Genomic DNA, 21,190 nt, shown 5'->3' on the forward strand with positions numbered 1-21,190 from the left:
ACGGGCAGTATAGCCACACAGTGAGTGCTTACAAACGTCTGCCGTCTGTCACTACATGTATATTCACATGATAGCCCATTAACAGCTTCTTCCTCCTGATAAACCATATGGTTGTGGACAATTCTGTCGAATAGGATAATGCCTGGCTGTTGAAAGCTATCAAGAATCATATTATCAAATATCAGAATCAAGCAAATTATCAGCACTATTTCGAATCAGTGTCGATAATTTGCATACTACCGATTTTCAAATAGATTGCCGATGTACGTCAGCCGATGAAAAATAAGAGTTAAGTAGCCCTAATCTTCTCTACTTCCTGCCATTCTGCAAGAGAGACAATCGCTTGGTATTGCTCCTTAGTCAAAACCGAATTAGTATCGTCCGAGCATTCATATTCCCACAGCAGTTCATAGACAGCGCCCTCTTCCTGGTAACCCATATAGTTGTGAAAGGAGTCGGGAACCAGCCGCACATAATCTTCTTCAAGCAGAATTCTTAGGAGTTTTTTTGCATCGTATATCAGCAGCGGTGCCCCGGCCTTATACAGAGCCGTAGCCACCTCAATGGCCAGCCTGACATTGGACGAGTAACTGTTGGCACCACTTTGAAGAAAAGCAAAAAGCAGTAAAATCCTGATTTCCAAGCGAAATCGGGATTTTTTATTTTCCCTAGGTACGCAAAAAACGGCAAAATATTACCGTTCGAGGTGGAGCAAAAGGTGGAGATAAAAGGTGGAGCAGAAATCTCCACCGAATTACGACCTTTTTCACTGATTGTCAATATTTTGCATAGCAAGAAAACGGATACGGTTTCCTACTTTTGTACAAACTAAAAACTGTAGGAAAAATGAAAAGAAGTTCATTCAATGTGCTTTTCTTCTTGAAGAAGACCAAGCTGCTGAAAAACGGAGAAACATCCGTGTGTATGCGTATCACTGTAGATGGTACGCGAGTTGAAAACAACATCCGCAAAAGCATTGACCCGTCTCTCTGGAGTCAGGCAAAAGAATCCGCCAGAGGCAAAAGCCGTAAATCATGCGACCTGAATGCTTATATCGAGAATGCGAGAATCAAGCTCCATCAGATTTTTTGTGAGTTGGAAGAACAGAACCAGCCTATAACGGCACGTCTGTTACAGGAATTTTTTTTCGGACAGGACAAAGAACCGGAAGCGGTACGCACTCTCATTGGTACCATGCAGGAGCACAATGACCAATGCCGTGCCCTGGTCGGGAAAGACTATGCCCTGATTACCGTTCGCCGTTATGAAAGCTGCAAGCGCTATCTTGCCGAACTTATCAGACAGAAATACGAAAAGGATGATCTGCCGCTGGCGGAAGTCAACGGTGAACTGGTACGTGCCTTCGAATTTTATCTGAAGACGGAAAAGGAATGTCAGCAGAATACCGTCATCCGTTATATGAAGTGTCTGAAGAAGATTACCAATCTGGCACTGGCCAATGAATGGATAGCCAAGGATCCGTTTATCGGTATCAAGTTCCACGAAAAAGAAGTAATCCGTGAATTTCTTACCATGGACGAACTGCTGACCATCTACCACAAGGAGTTTCCTCTGGAGCGAATCACCGTAGTCCGTGATGTTTTTATTTTCGCCGCCTTTACCGGTTTGGCTTTCATTGACGTACAACAACTTTCTCCTGAGCATATCGTAAAAGACAACAACGGAAATCTGTGGATCAGAAAGCCGCGTCAGAAAACAAAGAACATGTGTAACATTCCGTTGCTGGATATTCCTTTGGAAATACTGAGGAAATATGCAGATTATCCTGCCTCTAAAAAGAAAGGAGTATTGCTGCCTGTTCCCTGCAATCAGAAGATGAACAGCTACCTGAAAGAGATTGCCAACTTGTGCCAGATAAAGAAGAACCTGACCACACACCGCGCCCGTCACTCGTATGCCACATCTGTCTGTTTAGCCAATGGAGTCAGCATTGAGAATGTAACCAAAATGCTTGGTCACTCCAATATCAAGATGACGCAGCACTATGCAAGGGTACTCGACAGTTCCATTCTGAAGGATATGAATAATGTAAGGAGTGTGCTTTCAAGCAATCTTTCTCGTTAATAGCAACCCATTCAAACAATTCAGAAATTATGTTGAATCATTCTATCATACGGATAATAAGCCGCAAATTCTGCGGTTAATTATCCGCATGAATACCAGACAAATCTCCGAATCAAAAGAAATACCCATCAGTCGCCTATTTCCTCGCCGTCCATAGAAGTTAGTACAGACTCTCTTGAAAGCGAAAAGGTCTGGCGGCTATGCCGTTTCGGGCAGAATCTTCCTCTTTCAGAGCGTATTCAGCCCGAAAACCTTTTCCCTTTCACGTCTGTACAATGAACGCCGACGGCAGCGGAAACAAGCGACTGACCTTAGATTTGTAGCCGAAAATAAATTTAACTTTGTGATGAATTAAAAACTTTGAAAGAAAGGAGTGCAAAGAGTGAACCAGGAGCGACCGAGAATAAGATTCATTTCCGTATTTGGACTCTTTGCTTTTCCCAACCCTAGACCTGTATAAGAATATAACACATAGTTGTTAAGGTTGTTAGGTTAAGGTTAGGTCCTTCCTTTCGCTTAAATCCCAGTACAAATATATGGATAAGATTTATTTTATCGGCATTGATGTCTCAAAAAAGAAATTGGACATTTGCGTTATGCTTAACTCAAAGGTGGTTATTGAAGAACAAATTGTTAACCACACACAAGCAATCGTACAAGCTGTAAGTCGGATTAAGGATGATTTGGAAATTAACAACGATGAATTTGTCATTTGTGCAGAACACACCGGACAATATACATATCCATTGATATGTGCATCCAATTCTCTTTCATTTAAATTGTGGCTGGAGAATCCCACTCAAATCAAATACTCATGTGGAATGACCAGAGGCAAGAATGACAAGGTTGATGCCCGTCGTATTGCAACTTATGCTTTTCGTTTTTTCGACAAAATGAAACGATATAAACGCCCAACAGACGAGGTTATAATGCTAACCCAATTAGAGGCAGAAAGGACGATGTATGTTACTGATTTGGATAAATATAAGACGATTCTTACTGACCAAAAAGATTTTATTCCAAGTGCTATTTATGCCCCAAAAGCTAAAAGGTTAAAATCCCTTATAATGTCATTACAAAAGACGATAGATGCACTAACGGATAAAATGAATGAAATTATAAGAGGTTCTAAGATGCTGAATCGCCAAATGCAATTACTTACATCTATTGATGGCATAGGCCCTGTTATTGCACTAAATATGATTATAGCAACGGAAGGATTTACAAAGTTTGAAAATGCCCGTCAATTTTGCTGTTATGCCGGTGTTGCACCTTTTGCATATACCTCAGGCAGTAGTCAGCACTCACAGAACAGGGTTTCCTTACGGGCAGCCAAGTATATGAAAGCTCTATTGCATATGGCAGCGGTGGCAATAGCACATCGGAAAGGGGGTGAGCTGAAAGAATATTTCCAGAGGAAAGTAGAAGAAGGTAAAAACAAAATGACCGTATTAAACGCAATCAGAGCCAAACTTGTAGCAAGAATGTTCTCCGTTATTAAAAATGACCGCATTTATCAACCTATTTTAGGCTGAAAAATTTGCTCAAATCATAAGAATACGGAAAAGTCAGAAAATAAAAAATAAAACAGCATATAGATGGAAATTAAAATCACGTCCGATTCTATATGCCGTTTTCATCACTTAAAGAGGGATATTTTTTAGAAATGCAATAAAATGGGCAGGCGATAAACTGCGCTCCCTCCAGAAAAGTTATTGTTACTTTGTACTCTCAAAGAATTGTCGTAACTTATCTATGCCAAGACGGTGTTTCTCCAGATTCTCCTTTTTCAATTTTGCAATATTCTGAAGTTTCCATTTTACGGATGGATATCCGCTCAGATCTCCAGCACAGCATTTACTCCAGTCAGGTGTACCTTCCTCAAAGGATAGTAAGAACTCCATGTCTGTATCGGTTAAAGCGTCATTAACTAAAGCGATCAGATTTTTCCGCGCTTCTTCATAATCTGAATAGTTGAACTCTACATCAGACATTCCTTTGAACTGTTTTTCAAGAACTTCACTTTGATCAATCGGGTTCGGCTGCAAAGACTCTATTATCGGTTTATCACTGCCGAGCAAACAAAGAATAAAACCGGCTTTGACATCATCAAAAGAAGACAAATCCATGTATTTACAGTCAAACAAATCTCTGGGATGCTGACGACTTAATGCAGCCGCAATCTTACCTCCATATAATTGGGAATATGACACATTGCGGGCTTTACATGCCATACTGAATTCCTGTTGGGATCTCTCGCAAAGCATTCTCTCCTCTGTACTTCCTATAATGCCCCTTTTAGTACCATTCACTTCTATTTTTACAGTTGCACCATTCAATGTACACTGCAATTTCCATACATCATATTTGGGAATAACCTTGATTCCGGGTATGGATTTCTCGATATATCCTTTCAGTGTTTCAAGATGGCTTTTTATAGTTTTGAGACTTTCCTCCCTTCCTTGCACAGGAATATATGTCAGGTCAATGTCAACCGAATAGCGAGGCATATTCTTGTGAAAGAGGTTTATGGCCGTACCACCATGTACGGCAAAATCCTTGATACGATAAACAGAGGGCATAATACGTATCAACAGTGCCACCTGTTTTTTATATAGTTCATTCATAATCAAACAATTCTTTAGGCACAGTTATTTTATACTTACTTATATATATACCGTTTTCCACCAGTTGCAATTTGGATGTTCCTATGTCTATTTTCACCATGTCCAGCATTTCGAACCAATAGTGACCGGCTTTCTCAGCCATATAAAGGAACATACGCTTTACTCGTAGATTTTTTATTGTTTCCAGCAGAGTCTGAACAACATCTGCACGAAGTGACGTCAGCTGTTCCATAATATAATATAAATCCATATAGCCATATCGGTCGGGGGCAAGCAACATGCATTCCATGAAAGCCTGTTCCGGAGAAGAGACAAGTAGGTTTACTCCTTCCACTTTAACAGTCGAAGTCTGAATTGTGGTAAACATATTCGTTTCAAACGGTTTTATTGTTCTGTCAAAATAATCGGCATTCATCCATTTGGGAATACTTATCCCTGAATGTGCCACCATCAGAACTGGTTTACCCATCGGGACATAGTGGTTGAACCCAAACAATTCCAATGCGGAATGGGCTGCCACACGTAGTTGCCTGTTCAGTTGGTTATTATAACATGACACAGCGGCATACGCGGATAACTTATCACCAGTTCGATATACAACGCCTTTTGCCAATGAAGTCAACCATCCTGATTGCCTATATTTGCTTATCAGCTGATCCGAATATCCGTTTTTTTTCAGCCATTCTGAAAAGTAAAGGCCGTTTTTCGTCCCCATTCGTAGCAGAAGATCTATTTTATTAGCCAATTCTACACTCATAGTTTATTATAAGCTCTTGTATTCAACTACAAAGATAGCATAATTTCCAGTTATCACACAATAATAGTTGCTTTTATTCAATAATTATACACCTGTAATATAGTTATACCAAATAAAAACAACTCTTAAGGTTATGTTTACATAAAACACTTATAGTGTGTACGTCTCTTTGTGCCATATTGTTTATCTTGGAATCAACATCAAGCCGCTTTTCGAGAATCTTTCTCCCTACTTTTAATCTTTTTCTCCCCACTTTATTTGCTTTTCTCCCTACTTTTTTCAATAAAACAAATAGAATCTGCATCACCCACATGTTTGATAAGTGATACAGATTCCAATAGAGTGATACCGATTTTATTCATTAAGTCGGTACGCTTCCTTGTACCCTTTCATCAGTGTCTTTTCTATGTCAGAAGCCCGGTAGAGAATCTTGCCGCCTACCTGTGTGTAAGGCAGAATGCCGTTGTTGCGGTAGTCCTGTAAGGTTCTCCGGCTCACTTTCAGCAGGTATGCCACTTCCTTGTCCGTCAGCAGTTCATCGCCATAAGCAGACGGTTGCCGTTTTTCCAACAACTTTTCGAGCAGGGCCAACAGCCTGTCGAAATTCGAATGGAACGTCTTTACCCACTCGTGGTCCTTTTCTCTGATTTCATTACTCATATGCTCTTGATATTGGGTTATACATTATTCTTGAAACTCGTTCAAATAGTCTTTCCTTTCCAGCGGGCTTCCTTACGTTTCTCCTCCACATTCCCGACCACTCGCTCTACATCCTCAGGACGGTAGTAAGTCCTGTTCCCGATTTTTGTAAAGGCAAGCGTCCCGTTATCCCTTAAGGTCTGCAAGGTTCTCGGACTGATACGCAACCTGCGGCAGACCTCGTGGTTGTCCATCCATTCACTTGTTTCCTTTCCGCCGTGTTCACGGCACAGACTTTCCACCCGCTGCACGAAGCGATCCAGCTTGGCGGCTATCTCCTCGAAAGTTCTTTTTTCAAAGCTGATGATTTCCATTGTCTTCATTATTTTGAGTTAAACCTAAATGTTTGTGCTAAGTAAAGATAAAAAACAATGCATGCCGCAACTCTGACATTCTGTATCATCAACTGTCGACATATTGCATAATGAAATGAAATGTCTTATACTGGCATAGGTAGACATATTTACAAACTTATAAATATGTTACACAAATGATTCCAATTCGTAAGCATTACAGTGAAGAAGACAAACTATCTCTTCTTCGTTCTTATTACCAGTCGGGCATGAGTAAACGTTCCTTCTGCCACCATCATGGTATTTGTGGTATAACTTTGTTAAATCGTTGGCTGCAAAAGTATGATTATCTGTCCGAACAGCTATCTTTGCCTTCAGAACCAGCATCGACAGCCATGCCCAATCGTAGCAAAGAAGAGTACAAAGAGGAGAATGCGCAATTGAAAAAGCGCATCAAGGAACTGGAGAAAGCCCTTTCTTTCTCCAAGTTGGAGACGGAAGCTCGTGACCTTTTGATTACTCGCGCAGAAGAATACTTTAACATTCCCATCAGAAAAAAATCTGGGGCCAAATAGTAACGGAACTGGTCAGCCGGCGCAATATGAAAGTAGCGCCGGCTTGCCGTCTGTTTGGCCATTGCCGTCAAGCTTACTACCAGTCAAGAGCTGACATTGAGACCCGCCTGAAGCGGGAACGCCTGATACTGGATGCCGTCCGCGAAATACGCGTTGAGGACCCGGGCATCGGCGGCTACAAGTTGTGGATCATGCTCACCGTGCTTTTCGACGCCGGTTTCGTTCCCGGCAGAGACAGCTTTTATGCGCTTCTGCGCCAGCACCGCCTGATGCTTCCACCCCGTAAAGTCCGGCATACCACCAACTCCAACCATCGCTACCACAAATGGAAAAACCTGACCAGAGGGCTCTGCCTGACATCAGCCAACCAGCTGTGGGTCAGTGACATCACTTATACCCCATTGGCAAATGGGGATGTCTGCTACCTGCACCTGATTACCGATGCATATTCCCATAAGATTGTGGGATGGGTGCTTACCCATACCCTGCGGGTATCGGCCACCATTGACGCATTGCGACAGGCCATAAGGCAGGCTGTTGAAATGAAAGGGAGTGAAAGCCTCACCGGACTGATACACCACTCCGATCGTGGAGTGCAATATTGTTGCGACCAGTATGTGTCGCTTCTCCAAGCGCATGGCATTGCTGTCAGCATGACAGAGGATTACAAACCTACGGACAATGCGGTTGCCGAACGTGTAAACGGCATTATCAAAGTGGAACGCGTCTACCGGCAACGGTACTTCAATGGCATAGAACACGCAAGGAAGGTAATCGAGCGTTACATACATTTCTACAACTACCGCAGACCGCACATGAGCATAGGCTACAAGATACCCGCCGTGGCGCATCTGGAGACAGGAGTACAGACAAAAATGTGGAAAATGAAAAAACACGATGCCAATGACAAGAACAATGAGAAGGATGCAGTATCTTTGCAAAACCAAACAACAAGCCCGGGCGAAGGCACATGCCGGCGCACCTGACAAAGACAAAGTACCACATCGAGGGGCACCTTGTCTTACCAAACAAGCAAGCCCGGGCTCTGCAAGTCCGGCAAGAAGAACAACTGCTTTAAGGTGTCTACCTTATCAGTATGAACAAAAAAGAAGTGACTACTACTTCAGGAAGCTATTCCGTAAAGCGTCTAGTGAAGTAGTTTATGAAATTAAAAAGCGTCTAGCTAAATCAGGAAAAGACAAAACATTAGTAAAGTCGCTTCGTTCCATATGATACAAATTGAACAACTGAGTGACTGAATTACTGTTTGCATGACTTCAAACCGCCACACAATCAGTAATGAGTGCAATCAGTATTGACTGAGTGTTTGTTTGCTTATTTATCACCAAGCAAACAGTATTGATTATAAGCAACACTTCCCAATATGAGTTTATCATTAAAAAGTTCATAGTTTGAATAATTTTCGGCACCGAAAATTTATGTTCAAGCGAACATAGGAACATAGGAACATAGCAAGTTGTGTTTTCGTGCACCCGAAATGTTTTCGGCGTCCCAAAACTACTTGCTAATAATTTCTCCTCCAAAGTCGGAAAAAGTACAATGTTTATAGATTAATGAATCGATGGGTAAGGTTAGAATCATGGAACTTAAAAGAAAAAATACTTATCATTATCACTGTTTCATATATTATCAGTATATTTGTCCTATACGCCAATAAAAGGATGTACAATGAAAGATATAAATAGAATTAAAGTCGTTTTAGTTGAGCAAAAGAAAACAGGTAAATGGCTTGCGGAGCAATTAGGAAAAGATCCATCTACTGTGTCTAAATGGTGTTCAAACAAAATGCAACCGTCTCTGGAGATGTTGATGCAAATTGCTGAGAAATTGGATGTTGATGTAAGAAACTTGATTGTAACTACTAAGCAATAATTATGGGAACAAATTTCTTTACTAACGAAAAAGAAAATACCCTCCTTGAAAAGATAGAAGGAGTTTTCAAGTATAAGAAAGTGCATTTCTTTGATGCGCTTGTAGGGTATTTCAGAGCTTCCGGATATTTTAGGATCCGAAAGTTCATTCAACAGACCCCCCACATTAGAATCTTAGTAGGCATCAATGTAGACAAGTTGACTTATCAGGCCAATCAGCAGGGACTGCTTTTTAATCCCAACAACGAGCAGTCGCAAGAGGAATTCTTCAATGACATAAAAAAGAATATCCAAGAGGCTAAGTACGACAAGGAAGTGGAAGACGGAATGTATCAGTTTATCGAAGATATTGTTTCCGGCAGAATAGAAATGCGTATTCATCCCAAACAAAACATACATGCCAAAATCTATATCTTTCGTGAAGAAGTATATCATCCTCATGGCTATGGTTCTGTCATTACTGGCTCCAGCAATCTGACAGAAGCCGGACTTGAGAAAAACTTTGAATTTAATGTAGAACTAAGATATGATGATGATATCCAGTTTGCTACGGATACCTTTGAGAAGCTATGGGCTGAATCTGTCGCGATTGATATCACACATATTGAGAAAATAAAAAAAGAATCTTATCTGAATACTGAATTTACGCCATACGATGTTTACTTGAAGTTTCTTTTGGAGTACTTTGGGCGCAGCATAGATTTCGATCCAAATTCAGTGTCAGACTTGCCTAAAGGGTATAAAAAATTATCTTATCAAGTTGATGCCGTAAATGATGGCTACTCAAAAATGATGAAACATAACGGTTTTTTCCTGTCCGATGTAGTTGGATTGGGAAAGACCATTGTTGCTGCCCTCATTGCCAAGAAATTTTTCTTTGCTAATGGATTTCCAATGCATCGCTCTCATACATTGATTATTGTTCCGCCAGCTCTTAAAGAAGGTTGGGAAAGAACAATGACAGAATTTAAACTTGACAATTACAAGATTATCACAAATGGAAGCTTGCATAAAACAAAGGATCCGTCACTTTATGATTTGGTTATCGTTGATGAAGCCCATAAATTCAGAAGTGATACAGCATCCATGTACAACGAGCTACAGAAGCTTTGCAAGACTAAAACTCTGCATGCTGATGGTAGCCTGCACGATAAGAAAGTGATACTTGTTTCTGCAACTCCGTTGAACAACAGGCCCGAAGATATAGCCAACTTGGTTTATCTGTTTCAGGATTCCAAAGACAGCACTTTGGAAGAAGGAAATTTACAGCGTTTCTTTCGTGAACAAATCGATAAATACAAGAAGGTTAAAAAGCAAAAAGATATAGAGCAAATATCTAAAGAGATAAAAGCTATTTACGAAAAGATTCGAACAAAGGTAGTTGAACCATTAACCGTTCGTCGTACACGTACGGATTTAATGGAAAATGAAGCATATCGGAAAGATTTGGAAAAACAGAATGTACATTTTCCAGATGTAAAGCCTCCCCATAAGATTTATTATCAGTTGGATGCTGAATTAGAAGCATTGTATGATAAAACAATACATTATTTAGGAGGTAAAGAAGGTAATGTGTTGAAATACTATCGCTATCAGGCAATTAAATATTTGGTTCCAAAGAAAAAAGCCAAGTATAAAAAAGCAGATATGATATCTATCCAGTTGGCAGGTATTATGAAAACATTGCTTGTCAAGCGAATAGACAGTAGTTTCTATGCTTTCAAACAATCTTTAAAGAGATACTATCTGGCCAACAAAGTTATGTTAGGCATGTTTGAAAAAGGCGTAATATATATAGCACCTAATCTGAAAGTTAATGAATTATTAAGCGAAGGGAAGGAAGATGAACTGATACAATTGATAGAAGAGGCGCAATATACCGATCCAACGATCGAAATATGTAGCCCTGAAGACTTTGAGCCTGGGTTTAAGGAAGGCTTGGAAGATGACGGACATATTTTGGAAGAACTGGTAGAAGCATGGAATAAAATAATCTATGACCCGAAATTAGATATTTTTATTAATGAATATCTGAAAGGTAAACTGTTTGACAAGTCCATCAATCAAGAAGATAAGCTTGTTGTTTTTTCTGAAAGTAAGGAAACTACCAAGTATTTGTCAGATGCATTGAAAGCAAACGGGTTTAACCGTGTTTTGACCGTTCAGAGTGATAATCGTAACGACAAGATGCCTGTCCTTGAAGCTAATTTTGATGCCAATTATAAAGGAGAGAAAAAAAATGATTATAACATAGTCATTTCTACCGAGGTTCTGGCTGAAGGTGTAAACTTGCATCGTGCCAATGTTATAGTCAATTACGATACGCCTTGGAACTCTACTAGACTGATGCAACGAATTGGGCGTGTAAACCGTATCGGAAGTACAGCCAAAGAGGTGCATATATTCAACTTCTTCCCTACGGCCAAAGTAAACAACGACATAGAGTTGGAGAAAAAAGCCAAAATGAAACTCTTTGCTTTCCATGCCGCGCTGGGGGAAGACAGCCAGATTTATTCCACAGATGAAAATCCGGAAAGTTTCGGGCTATTTGATAAGAATGCAGATGAGGAAAGAGACGAGAAATTACGGTATCTGATGTGGCTTAGACAGCTGAAGGAGGATGACCCAGACCTGATAAAACGAATAAATAAGATGCCTTTAAGAGCCCGTGTAGGAAGAAAGAACAAGCTTATTCCTATGAGTACTATTGCGTTTATTCGAAATAAAAGAAGAGATGCCTTTACTTTCATTCGTGAAGACGGAAGCATAGAAGAACTTACCTTTCTGGAAGCTGTGAAAGAATTTGAGGCAAGGTTAGAAGAAAAAGCTATTCCTTTGCATGACAAACATCATGAGCAAGTAGCAAAAGCGATAGAAGTTTTCTCAGAGAAAGAAGAAGATGCAAAAGCTGTTACTAAAAAAATTGTTACCACACAAGGGCCAAATGAGAAAAAAGCTCTGGCGTATCTTGATGGATTTTTGCATGTCCCTAACGTAACAGATGAGGAGTTGACTCTGATAGAAAAGGCCAAACGTGCTATCTCTACAGGAAAATTTCAACAGTTGCAGCGTGACATAAATAAATTGCAAAGTGCCACAAAAAAAACTCCAGTTAAAATAGTAGTCCTTTTAGAACAACTTATGAGAATAATAACTTCTTATCCGCTTGAACATGTTGAGTTAAACACTCATGAAATTCAAGGTGTAAACCTTATAAAAGCGACAAAGGAGTTAGTACCGGAAATTATTATCTCCGAAAGTTTTAATCTTTAATTATTACAAGCATGACATCAAAAGAATTACAAAATAAGTTATCTACCAGATTTAATTTCGATGAGTGGAAAGGCATATTGACAGAGATGTTTCCAAAGGTCGAGTTCTTCACTCATGTTAATCCTGTTTCTCATGATTTGGTTAAAGACGGAGGGCAAACAGGTATAATTCGTTTGGATGATAAGCGTTCATTAGCTATATATACTTTTGAAGTAAATGACAATGTTCTAATTAATCGTAATCGTAAAGGATTGCGTGAAATAACCGCAAGGACTATTGATCAGTCTGTCATTCATGGTGTTTTAGCTTTTTACTATTCAAAAAATGTATCGGATTATCGCCTGACTTTTATCGCAAAACAAACTTCATTCAATGAAGATGGTGAACTAATAAAAACAGAAACTGCACCTAAAAGATACACATTTCTTTTAGGTGAAAACGAACCGTGTAGAACTGCCACAGAGCGTTTGTTTGAATTGATTTCAAAAAAGGAAACCACCTCTATTAAATTAGCAGATGTAATTGATGCATTCTCTGTTGAGCGATTAAACAAAGAGTTTTTTGCCGGATACAAAGCTCAGTATAACAAATTTCTGCAACAACTTTCCGATAACAAACAGAATCGTGACTATGTCAAGAAACTGCTTGGGCGTTTGGTGTTTCTACAGTTCCTTCAGAAAAAAGGCTGGATGGGGGCTTCTGCTTCACACTCTAATTGGAAAGGTGGAGATAAAAACTTTCTTAGCAAACTTGTTAACAACCACTCGAATGATAAAAGATTATTAAGTGATGTATTAGAGCCACTATTTTTTGGAATTTTAAATACAAAAATTGAAGAACGCGAAACATTCTTTTTAAAAAACCAATGGAATATATCACTCTTGAAAGAATTTAATGGTATTCCATATCTTAACGGAGGCTTATTTGACAAAGATAAAATTGATGAATTAGATATAGATTTTCCATATTCTTATTTCAAGGATCTTATGGAATTCTTCTCCATATACAATTTTACCATTGACGAAAACGACCCAGACGATAGTGAGGTGGGCATTGATCCTGAAATGTTAGGACATATCTTTGAGAATCTTTTGGAAGACAACAAAGATAAAGGCGCATTCTACACTCCGAAAGAAATTGTACAGTATATGTGCCGCCAAAGTATCATCCAGTATCTGAAAACTCACGAGCCTGACGAGCAATATGTAGAACCAATAGAAGAACTGATAAATAATGGGATTATTATGCCTATACTCCAGGCACAAAGTATAGCGTCTAGATTTATGCAACTGCTCAAGAATGTAAAAGTATGCGACCCTGCTATTGGTTCCGGTGCGTTTCCTATGGGTATTCTATATGTGTTATACCATGCGATTCACCATTTACAATCATATGCAGAGCCTCATGGTGATTTTGATTCTACTAAAACCAAACGAAATATTATCCAGAACAACATTTTTGGGGTTGATATAGAGCAGGGAGCAGTTGATATCGCTCGCTTGCGCTTTTGGCTGGCATTGGTGGTCGACGCCAATGAACCAGAGCCACTACCTAATTTGGATTATAAGATTACATGTGGAAATTCACAGATATGTAGGTATTCATTAAATACTCCTATATCTGATGTATTTGTAGAATATAATAGAATAGGAAAAGAGACGGCAAAAAAAGAGAATAAGACTTGGAATGATTTTACGTTAGAAAATTATAAAAATCTTGTTGTTGGTTACACAGAAGAACATGATGATAAAAATAGTTTAAAAGCTAAAATCAATGAAATAAAAAGCTGTTTCAAAACAACCTTAGCAAAAGGGGATATAAAGAAAAGGCAATCGGCAGAGAAAAAGGTATATGATTATGAAGCGATACCTTTATTCGGTGAACCGTTAGCAAAAGAAGATCCAATTGGTTACTCCAAAGCGAAGAGCGAACTAAAAAAACTGGTAGAAAAAGAAAAGGAAATTTTGAACAATAAGAAGTACGAAAACTCTTTTGAGTGGCGCTTTGAATATCCTCAATTATTAAATGAGGATGGAGATTTTATGGGATTTGATATAATTATTGCAAATCCTCCATACATAAAAGAGGGACGTATGTCAAAAACATTCTTTGAACCATATAAAGATTCTCCATATTATAAAGGAAAAATGGATATATGGTATCTTTTTGCTTGTAACGGATTAGACCTTCTGAATAACAATGGTATTTTATGTTTTATTGCGACCAACAACTGGGTTACCAGTTATGGTGCCAGTAAATTAAGAGATAAAGTTATCAAAGAAACAAGAATTTGTAATATTGTTGATTTTGGAGCAGTAATGATGTTTGAAAGCGCAAGTATTCAAACAATGATTATGATGTTCCAAAAAGATAGAATTTCAGATGATTATTCATTTGATTATCGTAAACTAACAGCATATAAAGCAACTGAAAAAGAGGCTATTGGTATTTTAAGTAAAGTTTCTAATAATGGGGAGTGTTATAGACCAATTATTAGAAGAGTAAATTTTTATGGTAAAAATATCACGTTCAGTAAAAGTGATGAAATATTAGATGAAATTTGCAGTATAAAGGATGGCATATTTTTATCAGAAAATGAATTAACAAATGGAATACATCCACATTTCGATTTTGTCAATAAGAAATTATCAGAAAAATACGGCTTTCCCATCGGCAAAGGCATATTTGGATTATCAATGTCTGAAATTAATGCTTTACAACTCACTGAGTCAGAATTAAAACTTATTAAGCCATATTATAATTCATCAGATAACGTAAGTCGATATATAGTTAGAACAACAGATTTAAGTATAATTTATACAACCTCAGCGTTTAAGAATCCACATAGTATGGATTCTTATCCTCATCTAAAAACTCATTTAGATCAATTTAAAGATGTTATTACATCTGATAATAAACCATATGGACTTCATAGAGCAAGAGTTGAATCATTCTTTGTCGGTGAAAAAATAGTAGCCTTACGAAAGTGTGCAGGTAAGCCTATTTTTGCATATGCTAATGGTGAAAATTACATGTCTGCAACTTTCTATATAATAAAAACCAATAGAGTTAATATGAAGTACTTAACAGGATTATTAAATTCTAAGTTAATTGAGTTTTGGCTTAAAAATAGAGGTAAAATGCAGGGCGCAAATTATCAGTTAGATAAAGAACCTCTACAACAAATCCCTATAGCAGTACCATCAATTGAAGTACAAACAATAATCGCAAACTTGGTTGATACTATTATCCTGTTGAATAGTACAGATAAACGGGCAAGCAATCTTGTTCTTAACTCATATATTTCTTCTGATTTTGAAAAGTTGATAAATGGGTGTATTTATGAAATATATCTTTCTGAAGAAATGCCAACGATTTCAGTAATAACAGTATTGAAAAATTTTGCAGAAAAACTTAAGCATATCAATATTCAAAATATTTGGGATTTATATATGGATATTGATTCAACTGGCATCATTGAAGCAGTTGATTCTTTGGCATTATCAAAATCAGAAATATTACGAACTATAATACTATCTTGAAATATGGCTACTATAACTAAAATTGAAATTGATGGATTCAAAGCTTTTCCTAATAATTTTTCTATAGATTTACCAGATGGTAAAAACCTTCTGATTTATGGAGAAAATGGAAGTGGAAAATCTTCTTTATATTATGCTTTACATGTTTTAATGCAAAGTGTATTTAAAGATGACAAAGGCGTTAAGTATTTTAAGCCAGGAGATACTAATGGGGGTGAATTCATTCCTAACAATGAACAATTAATTAATATCAATAGGTTTAATGAAGCAAAAGATAATACTTATACGCCCAATATACGTATTACATTTGATGATGGAAAAGTTTGGAGGCTGGATAATGGCGGACTACAATCTGAGAATGGTGGAAGTGAGAGTGATATTAGAATGTTAAATAAAGATTCTGCATTTATCAACCATTCTTATATATCACGTTTTCATGCAGCAAGAAACTCTGAAGAAATCAATTTATGGAATGTCTTTTATAAAGACATTCTTCCATTTCATTTACCTGCAGGAACATCTGAGTTTTTGGCTGATTTATATGACAATATAAAAAGAGAATACAATGGAGGTGTTGATATAAAGAATAAAGCATTTCAAGATCAAATAACCAAATTCAATGATTTGTTAAACAAGTACATTGACAGGATTAATATAAGAATTAATTCTATCTATAATGACAATTTCAAGAATGAAGGAGATAAAGAACTTAATATCAAATTGATTTATTACAGCAAAGATCACCCAGACAATGTATTAAAAGAGCAATATTATCTCTTTTGTGGGAAAAATACGAATGGGGCAAATATATTCTATCCTCCTAAAATTGGTATAGAAATAAAAGAGACTGGACTGTTAATATATAAGCCACAATCATATTTTAATGAAGCGAAACTAACTGCTATTGCTTTGGCTGTTAGATTTGCGGCAATGTCAACTACAGCAATAACACCTGGCTCTTTCTTAGCTCTTGATGATATGCTTATTAGTCTTGATATGAGCAATAGAGCAAAAGTCATAGATTTTTTGCTAAAGATATGTAATATGTATAAAATATATTTATTTACTCACGACAAAATGTTTTTTGAGTACTTCAAGCATAAAACTCAAAAACATCAAAGTGAATGGGTGTGTAAAGAAATTTATATGGATGACAATAAGATTCCATATATTAGAAATAGTGAGGATTATTTGGGTCAAGCAGAACATTTCATAAAGCAGCACGAATATGAAATTGCCGGAAACTTTCTAAGAAAAGCAGCGGAATTATTATGTAAGAACTTTTTGCCAACAAAGTGGCAACTATCTACAGATTATAGTAGGTTAGATCTGAATGGTCTAATTCAAAACTGCAAAAAATATGCAGAGGAAAGTGGATTAAAAGATGTTGCTATTTTTGAGGAACTAGATGGTTTTCGTAAATTCATACTTAACCCAGCTAGTCATGATAGTTATGACATTATTAAATATAGATACGAGGTAGAGGAATGTTTGCATACATTACATGCATTTCAATCCATAGTTATAATTCCCTTTCTAGAATATGGTGCAAAACTATACTTTGAATTAAAAACCCCATTACCAAACATTGAAAAATACAAGTTTGAAATCATTTTATGTGATGACTTTAGAATTATCAAACTACCTGATAAAGAACCTATAATTTCAAAAGGTATGATTAACTATAGGGTAATTAAAAATGAAACTATTGGAAGAATGCAATCTGATAATACTACTTTAAAACATTTTTATGATGTAAATTATAGTAAATCAGACAAAAGTAAAAGTTCTAATTATCTAAACAGTATTATAGTTTCAAAAACAGAAGATCCTATTTATAACTTTATATAACATATAAAATTATTATTATGCCCAGAGAAAGTGTTTTATCTATTGCTGATAAGGAAGCAATAAAGATAGAGAAATTGATATTTCACATTATTTTGACAGATGATATAAATCCGATATTTCTTGAAGAAGTTAAAATTACAGATGAACAACAAAAATTTTTCAGGGATAGATTAGCTGATGCTAGTCAAGGTAGGCAGTTTATTTTCACTGAAAACAATTCTCCTATAAAGGATCTTGCGGAAGAAATAGTAAACGCATCAGATGAGGATTTTCTAAGAATATCTAAAGATATTACAAGTAGATTCAGAACTACCCATACCTCTAATATGAATGATGGGGTTTTTATAATCTCCATTGCTTCAATTCGTACTAGAAAACTTTTATTTTTGATAAAGCTTGATCATAAAAAAGTTTATGAGTACAAACTGAAAAACAACAAGGCTCTATTAGAAGAAGTAAAGAATACCTTCAGCGAAGATAAAACTGCGATACAAAAAGTAGCGTTAATAGATATCAATCCTAATGTTGTGTGGGATGTTCTAGTCTTTGACAGAAGTTGCCCATCTGGTATCACAAAATTTTTTGGTAATTTTCTATCTGTTATTCCACGAGAAACAGAATCTGATTTGACTAAAAAAGCACAATCATGTGCTAGACGTTGGGCTTCCCTGAATAAATTCGAAGGTATTAATGAACCTTCTGCCTATAAAAATAAAGCACGAAGTTATTTGACTTTTGTAGATACATTTAATTCTGAACAGTATATTGAGGCTGTAATTCAAGACAGTGATAAGGAAAAACAAGAATATCTAAGAGAGTCTTTAAGAAATTTCATGATGGAGGATGGATTATATGGGCAAATTTTTATTCCTAAAAAAGATGTTTTGACAAAAAAAGAGTGCAAAAATATTCGTCAAACAGCGGAAGGAGTAAAGATTGAATGGGAAGGTTCACTAGAGGAAAACAATATTTCTATTTCTGATATAAAAGACAGGCAGGGATTGTATAAAATAGTTATTAAAACTAGTGACATAAAAGATATACAATAATGAAATTTGAAAATATTGTAAAAAATATAGATATCATAAATGGAATTTCAATATCCCATTCTGAGAGCTGGTCGAACTTAACGTTTGAGGGTGTTTATAGTAATCGTTATTCAAGCTCATTTTTTTCAGATTTATATGATGCTTTTGTTAGAGAAGAGATAAGTAAAGCAATTGTCTTCTATATTGATAATGAAAGAATATTGGTTTCTGATTTTATAGAAGAACTTGACGAAGGAAGCAAATGGAAAATACATATTAATAAGGCTTCATGGCTTGGTAAATTTGATAGCACACATGTATGTCATACTTTTTTTTATTATATTGATAGCTTTATAAAATGGGTCAAAGAATCAAATCCATTTGAAGATGATTATCCACTAAACAATGGCCGCTACCATATTTATGTAAAAGATTTCTGTGAGGATTTTGGTGGCCCAAATTTTCTTGTTAATGGTTCTGACTCCTCATGCAAACTTACTGTGGAAAATTCTGTACCTGACCTTCATGTGGAACATTATATTAGAATTAATTGCAATTCTGATTTTAGAATTACTCCTCATAAACATATTATAAGTTGGGGAGATGTAAATAGCGTATCTAGGTTTTTTTATAGAAATGCTATTTTGTTTTTTTTAGCTTCTTTATGTGATGAAATAACAAAGGATAAAAAAGTCATAATTAAAGGATATAAATATATTCTTATGGAAATAGGTGGAGAGACACTTAAGGATGAATATTCATTGATTTATTATAATTTATTATTTGATATTTATAAATGGATATACACTTCAGATGATAGTCAGTCTATCAAAAAGAGACTTTTTGCAGAACGTGCTTCTTTAGATTTATATCAAAACCTATCTCTATATGATTCATTATATCCTATTCTAAAGGACATATATTCTCAAATAAAAGAACAGTATTCCTATATCATGTATGATAGAAAAGATTCATATCAGAAGGAGCTGAAAGATATGTTGAAAGATATAAAAAGTACTACAGACTTATTTTCTAATAAGATACGAAGTATATTAGGGAATTTGATGAGGGATGTACTTGCTGCTTTAATCTTGATAGGTATAACATTGTTCTCTAAAGTAACAGAAGTAAATGCCTTATTTGACAACAATTTAATTAGCTATGTATTTAAAGCTTTTGGGGTATATTTTTGGTGCTCAGCAATACTGCAAACTATTTTTGATTGTGTTGATATCAATAGATCATTTAAAGAATTGGATTATTGGGGGAATATTACACGTTCCTATATTAGTGCAGATAAATACAGTGAGTACAAGGAACAAACAGTTAATAAAAGATTTAAGCAGTTACTTTGGTATTATATTTTTATAATACTCTTATATATTGGTATTGGATGTTTTTGTTATAATTTTCAATCCATATGTAAGACCACAACACTGTTTCAGAATAACAAAGAACAAATTATAAATATAAATGATTCATTGAATAAAATACCAAACAGAACTAATATTTTAATTGAAGAAAAAAATGATACAATTATATGATGCACATATACAAATATGTATGGTTCATTGGGTAGGTAATAAGACCAATGATGAAGGATTAAGATTATCAAAGGAGCCTTTGATGTTGAATGAGGCAACAAGGCAAGCTCTTAGTAATTATTTTTACAAAGCATTTATAGCAAAAGAAGATTATTATTCATTCTATCATCAGACGAATTTTGAGCTAAATACAATATATAGTTATATTAATGAGATATTTGCTGACAATAATTCTTTCTGTAAAAGTTCATCTAATATTTCAAGATTTCTTTATGAGCATAGTATCCATCCCAAAATAAAAGGAGGCGAGTTATATATTGCATATATAAAAAACTGTATAATTGATGGAATATATACTGACGCTATAGGATTGTTTAAATCAGAAAGTAAAGATACTTTCTTAATGTTACACCAAAAAGATGTTGGATTTGAAATATCAAGTGAAACTGGTGCAAGTATAAACAAATTAGACAAAGGATGCTTAATTTTTAATACAAACAAGGAAAGTGGGTATATCATTGCAGTTGTAGATAATACTAATAAAGGAGCGGATGCAAAATATTGGACAGATGACTTTCTACATGTACGTCCTCGAAAAGATAGTTTCAATCAAACTCAAAATATGCTATCTCTATGCAAGAGTTTTGTTTCTAAATTGCCTAACGAGAATGGCAAAGTAGAAAAGGCAACATATATGAATAGAAGCGTTGAAGCCTTGAAGGAGGAGTCTGTTAATATAAATACTTTTGCAGAACAAGTTTTTGAAACTCCTAAGTTAGTTTCTGAATTTAAGCAATATAAAGAAACCTATCAAAGAGAGCGTGATATAGAAATTGATGACACTTTTGAAACTGAATCAGCTGCAATAAAACGTAGAGCAACCGTTTCCATGACAACAATCAAACTCGACAAGAACTTTGATATAAATATTCATGGTGGAGAGCAATATATAGTTAGAGGTTATGATGAAGAAAAAAAAATGTACTATTATCAATTATTTTTCAAAGAAGAAAAATAATATAGA

The 21,190-nt window shown here is 36.0% G+C and carries 15 protein-coding genes and 1 pseudogene; 11 read left to right on the forward strand and 5 right to left on the reverse strand.

All coding sequences use genetic code 11. The features are described 5' to 3' along the window. Window positions 1–289 precede the first annotated feature (289 nt). Window positions 290–598: pseudogene (locus HMPREF9446_RS11215) on the reverse strand (hypothetical protein); the annotation flags it as partial. 248 nt (window positions 599–846) lie between these two features. Here HMPREF9446_RS11215 and HMPREF9446_RS11220 point away from each other — a divergent pair. Further along, complete coding sequence (locus tag HMPREF9446_RS11220) at window positions 847–2,085, forward strand: site-specific integrase (protein ID WP_009125775.1); 1,239 nt, start codon at window positions 847–849, stop codon at window positions 2,083–2,085. A gap of 536 nt (window positions 2,086–2,621) precedes the next feature. Then, window positions 2,622–3,620 (forward strand): IS110 family RNA-guided transposase, encoded by a 999-nt coding sequence (locus HMPREF9446_RS11225; protein ID WP_009125777.1) that lies wholly within the window; start codon window positions 2,622–2,624, stop codon window positions 3,618–3,620. Between the two features lie 183 nt (window positions 3,621–3,803). On the opposite strand, the gene HMPREF9446_RS11230 is transcribed toward HMPREF9446_RS11225, so the two are convergent. From HMPREF9446_RS11230 to HMPREF9446_RS11250, 4 genes are all read right to left on the reverse strand, one after another. Then, window positions 3,804–4,712, reverse strand: coding sequence for a nucleotidyl transferase AbiEii/AbiGii toxin family protein (locus HMPREF9446_RS11230; protein WP_009125778.1), 909 nt, complete (start codon window positions 4,710–4,712; stop codon window positions 3,804–3,806). Next, window positions 4,705–5,469, reverse strand: a complete 765-nt coding sequence (locus tag HMPREF9446_RS11235; protein WP_009125779.1) for a type IV toxin-antitoxin system AbiEi family antitoxin — start codon at window positions 5,467–5,469, stop codon at window positions 4,705–4,707. The genes HMPREF9446_RS11230 and HMPREF9446_RS11235 overlap by 8 nt, the downstream gene beginning before the upstream one ends. Before the next feature lie 354 nt (window positions 5,470–5,823). Further along, a complete protein-coding gene (locus HMPREF9446_RS11245; protein WP_009125781.1) occupies window positions 5,824–6,129 on the reverse strand; it encodes a helix-turn-helix domain-containing protein in 306 nt (101 codons plus the stop codon). A 41-nt stretch (window positions 6,130–6,170) separates the two neighbouring features. Further along, window positions 6,171–6,491 (reverse strand): helix-turn-helix domain-containing protein, encoded by a 321-nt coding sequence (locus HMPREF9446_RS11250; RefSeq protein ID WP_009125782.1) that lies wholly within the window; start codon window positions 6,489–6,491, stop codon window positions 6,171–6,173. Between the two features lie 167 nt (window positions 6,492–6,658). On the opposite strand from HMPREF9446_RS11250, the gene HMPREF9446_RS11255 reads away from it, so the two are divergent. The 9 genes from HMPREF9446_RS11255 (at window position 6,659) to HMPREF9446_RS11300 (ending at window position 21,184) form a co-directional block, all read left to right on the forward strand. Then, window positions 6,659–7,036, forward strand: a complete 378-nt coding sequence (locus HMPREF9446_RS11255) for a transposase (RefSeq protein ID WP_009125783.1) — start codon at window positions 6,659–6,661, stop codon at window positions 7,034–7,036. Between the two features lie 26 nt (window positions 7,037–7,062). Beyond that, window positions 7,063–8,022 carry an IS3 family transposase gene (locus HMPREF9446_RS11260; RefSeq protein ID WP_039969206.1) on the forward strand — a complete coding sequence of 320 codons (960 nt, stop codon included), beginning with the start codon at window positions 7,063–7,065 and terminating at the stop codon, window positions 8,020–8,022. 703 nt (window positions 8,023–8,725) lie between these two features. Then, window positions 8,726–8,929, forward strand: coding sequence for a helix-turn-helix transcriptional regulator (locus HMPREF9446_RS11270; RefSeq protein WP_009125786.1), 204 nt, complete (start codon window positions 8,726–8,728; stop codon window positions 8,927–8,929). Window positions 8,930–8,931: 2 nt separating this feature from the next. Continuing rightward, complete coding sequence (locus tag HMPREF9446_RS11275) at window positions 8,932–12,201, forward strand: helicase-related protein (protein ID WP_009125787.1); 3,270 nt, start codon at window positions 8,932–8,934, stop codon at window positions 12,199–12,201. Between the two features lie 11 nt (window positions 12,202–12,212). Continuing rightward, window positions 12,213–15,743 carry an Eco57I restriction-modification methylase domain-containing protein gene (locus tag HMPREF9446_RS11280; protein ID WP_009125788.1) on the forward strand — a complete coding sequence of 1,177 codons (3,531 nt, stop codon included), beginning with the start codon at window positions 12,213–12,215 and terminating at the stop codon, window positions 15,741–15,743. A 3-nt stretch (window positions 15,744–15,746) separates the two neighbouring features. After that, window positions 15,747–17,594: an AAA family ATPase gene (locus tag HMPREF9446_RS11285; protein WP_009125789.1), complete on the forward strand. Its 1,848-nt coding sequence runs from the start codon at window positions 15,747–15,749 to the stop codon at window positions 17,592–17,594. A gap of 17 nt (window positions 17,595–17,611) precedes the next feature. Beyond that, window positions 17,612–18,643, forward strand: coding sequence for a hypothetical protein (locus tag HMPREF9446_RS11290; RefSeq protein ID WP_009125790.1), 1,032 nt, complete (start codon window positions 17,612–17,614; stop codon window positions 18,641–18,643). Then, window positions 18,643–20,166: a hypothetical protein gene (locus tag HMPREF9446_RS11295; RefSeq protein WP_009125791.1), complete on the forward strand. Its 1,524-nt coding sequence runs from the start codon at window positions 18,643–18,645 to the stop codon at window positions 20,164–20,166. Before HMPREF9446_RS11290 ends, HMPREF9446_RS11295 begins: the two co-directional genes overlap by 1 nt. After that, a complete protein-coding gene (locus HMPREF9446_RS11300) occupies window positions 20,150–21,184 on the forward strand; it encodes a nucleoid-associated protein (protein WP_009125792.1) in 1,035 nt (344 codons plus the stop codon). Before HMPREF9446_RS11295 ends, HMPREF9446_RS11300 begins: the two co-directional genes overlap by 17 nt. Window positions 21,185–21,190: the final 6 nt, after the last annotated feature.

This window comes from Bacteroides fluxus YIT 12057, from assembly GCF_000195635.1.
GTDB lineage: Bacteria > Bacteroidota > Bacteroidia > Bacteroidales > Bacteroidaceae > Bacteroides > Bacteroides fluxus.

Excerpts from the sequence above, each read along its gene's own strand:
- HMPREF9446_RS11220 (WP_009125775.1), top strand. The coding sequence starts at position 847 with ATGAAAAGAAGTTCATTCAATGTGCTTTTCTTCTTGAAGAAGACCAAG.
- HMPREF9446_RS11225 (WP_009125777.1), top strand. The coding sequence starts at position 2,622 with ATGGATAAGATTTATTTTATCGGCATTGATGTCTCAAAAAAGAAATTG.
- HMPREF9446_RS11230 (WP_009125778.1), bottom strand. The coding sequence starts at position 4,712 with ATGAATGAACTATATAAAAAACAGGTGGCACTGTTGATACGTATTATG.
- HMPREF9446_RS11235 (WP_009125779.1), bottom strand. The coding sequence starts at position 5,469 with ATGAGTGTAGAATTGGCTAATAAAATAGATCTTCTGCTACGAATGGGG.
- HMPREF9446_RS11245 (WP_009125781.1), bottom strand. The coding sequence starts at position 6,129 with ATGAGTAATGAAATCAGAGAAAAGGACCACGAGTGGGTAAAGACGTTC.
- HMPREF9446_RS11250 (WP_009125782.1), bottom strand. The coding sequence starts at position 6,491 with ATGAAGACAATGGAAATCATCAGCTTTGAAAAAAGAACTTTCGAGGAG.
- HMPREF9446_RS11255 (WP_009125783.1), top strand. The coding sequence starts at position 6,659 with ATGATTCCAATTCGTAAGCATTACAGTGAAGAAGACAAACTATCTCTT.
- HMPREF9446_RS11260 (WP_039969206.1), top strand. The coding sequence starts at position 7,063 with ATGAAAGTAGCGCCGGCTTGCCGTCTGTTTGGCCATTGCCGTCAAGCT.
- HMPREF9446_RS11270 (WP_009125786.1), top strand. The coding sequence starts at position 8,726 with ATGAAAGATATAAATAGAATTAAAGTCGTTTTAGTTGAGCAAAAGAAA.
- HMPREF9446_RS11275 (WP_009125787.1), top strand. The coding sequence starts at position 8,932 with ATGGGAACAAATTTCTTTACTAACGAAAAAGAAAATACCCTCCTTGAA.
- HMPREF9446_RS11280 (WP_009125788.1), top strand. The coding sequence starts at position 12,213 with ATGACATCAAAAGAATTACAAAATAAGTTATCTACCAGATTTAATTTC.
- HMPREF9446_RS11285 (WP_009125789.1), top strand. The coding sequence starts at position 15,747 with ATGGCTACTATAACTAAAATTGAAATTGATGGATTCAAAGCTTTTCCT.
- HMPREF9446_RS11290 (WP_009125790.1), top strand. The coding sequence starts at position 17,612 with ATGCCCAGAGAAAGTGTTTTATCTATTGCTGATAAGGAAGCAATAAAG.
- HMPREF9446_RS11295 (WP_009125791.1), top strand. The coding sequence starts at position 18,643 with ATGAAATTTGAAAATATTGTAAAAAATATAGATATCATAAATGGAATT.
- HMPREF9446_RS11300 (WP_009125792.1), top strand. The coding sequence starts at position 20,150 with ATGATACAATTATATGATGCACATATACAAATATGTATGGTTCATTGG.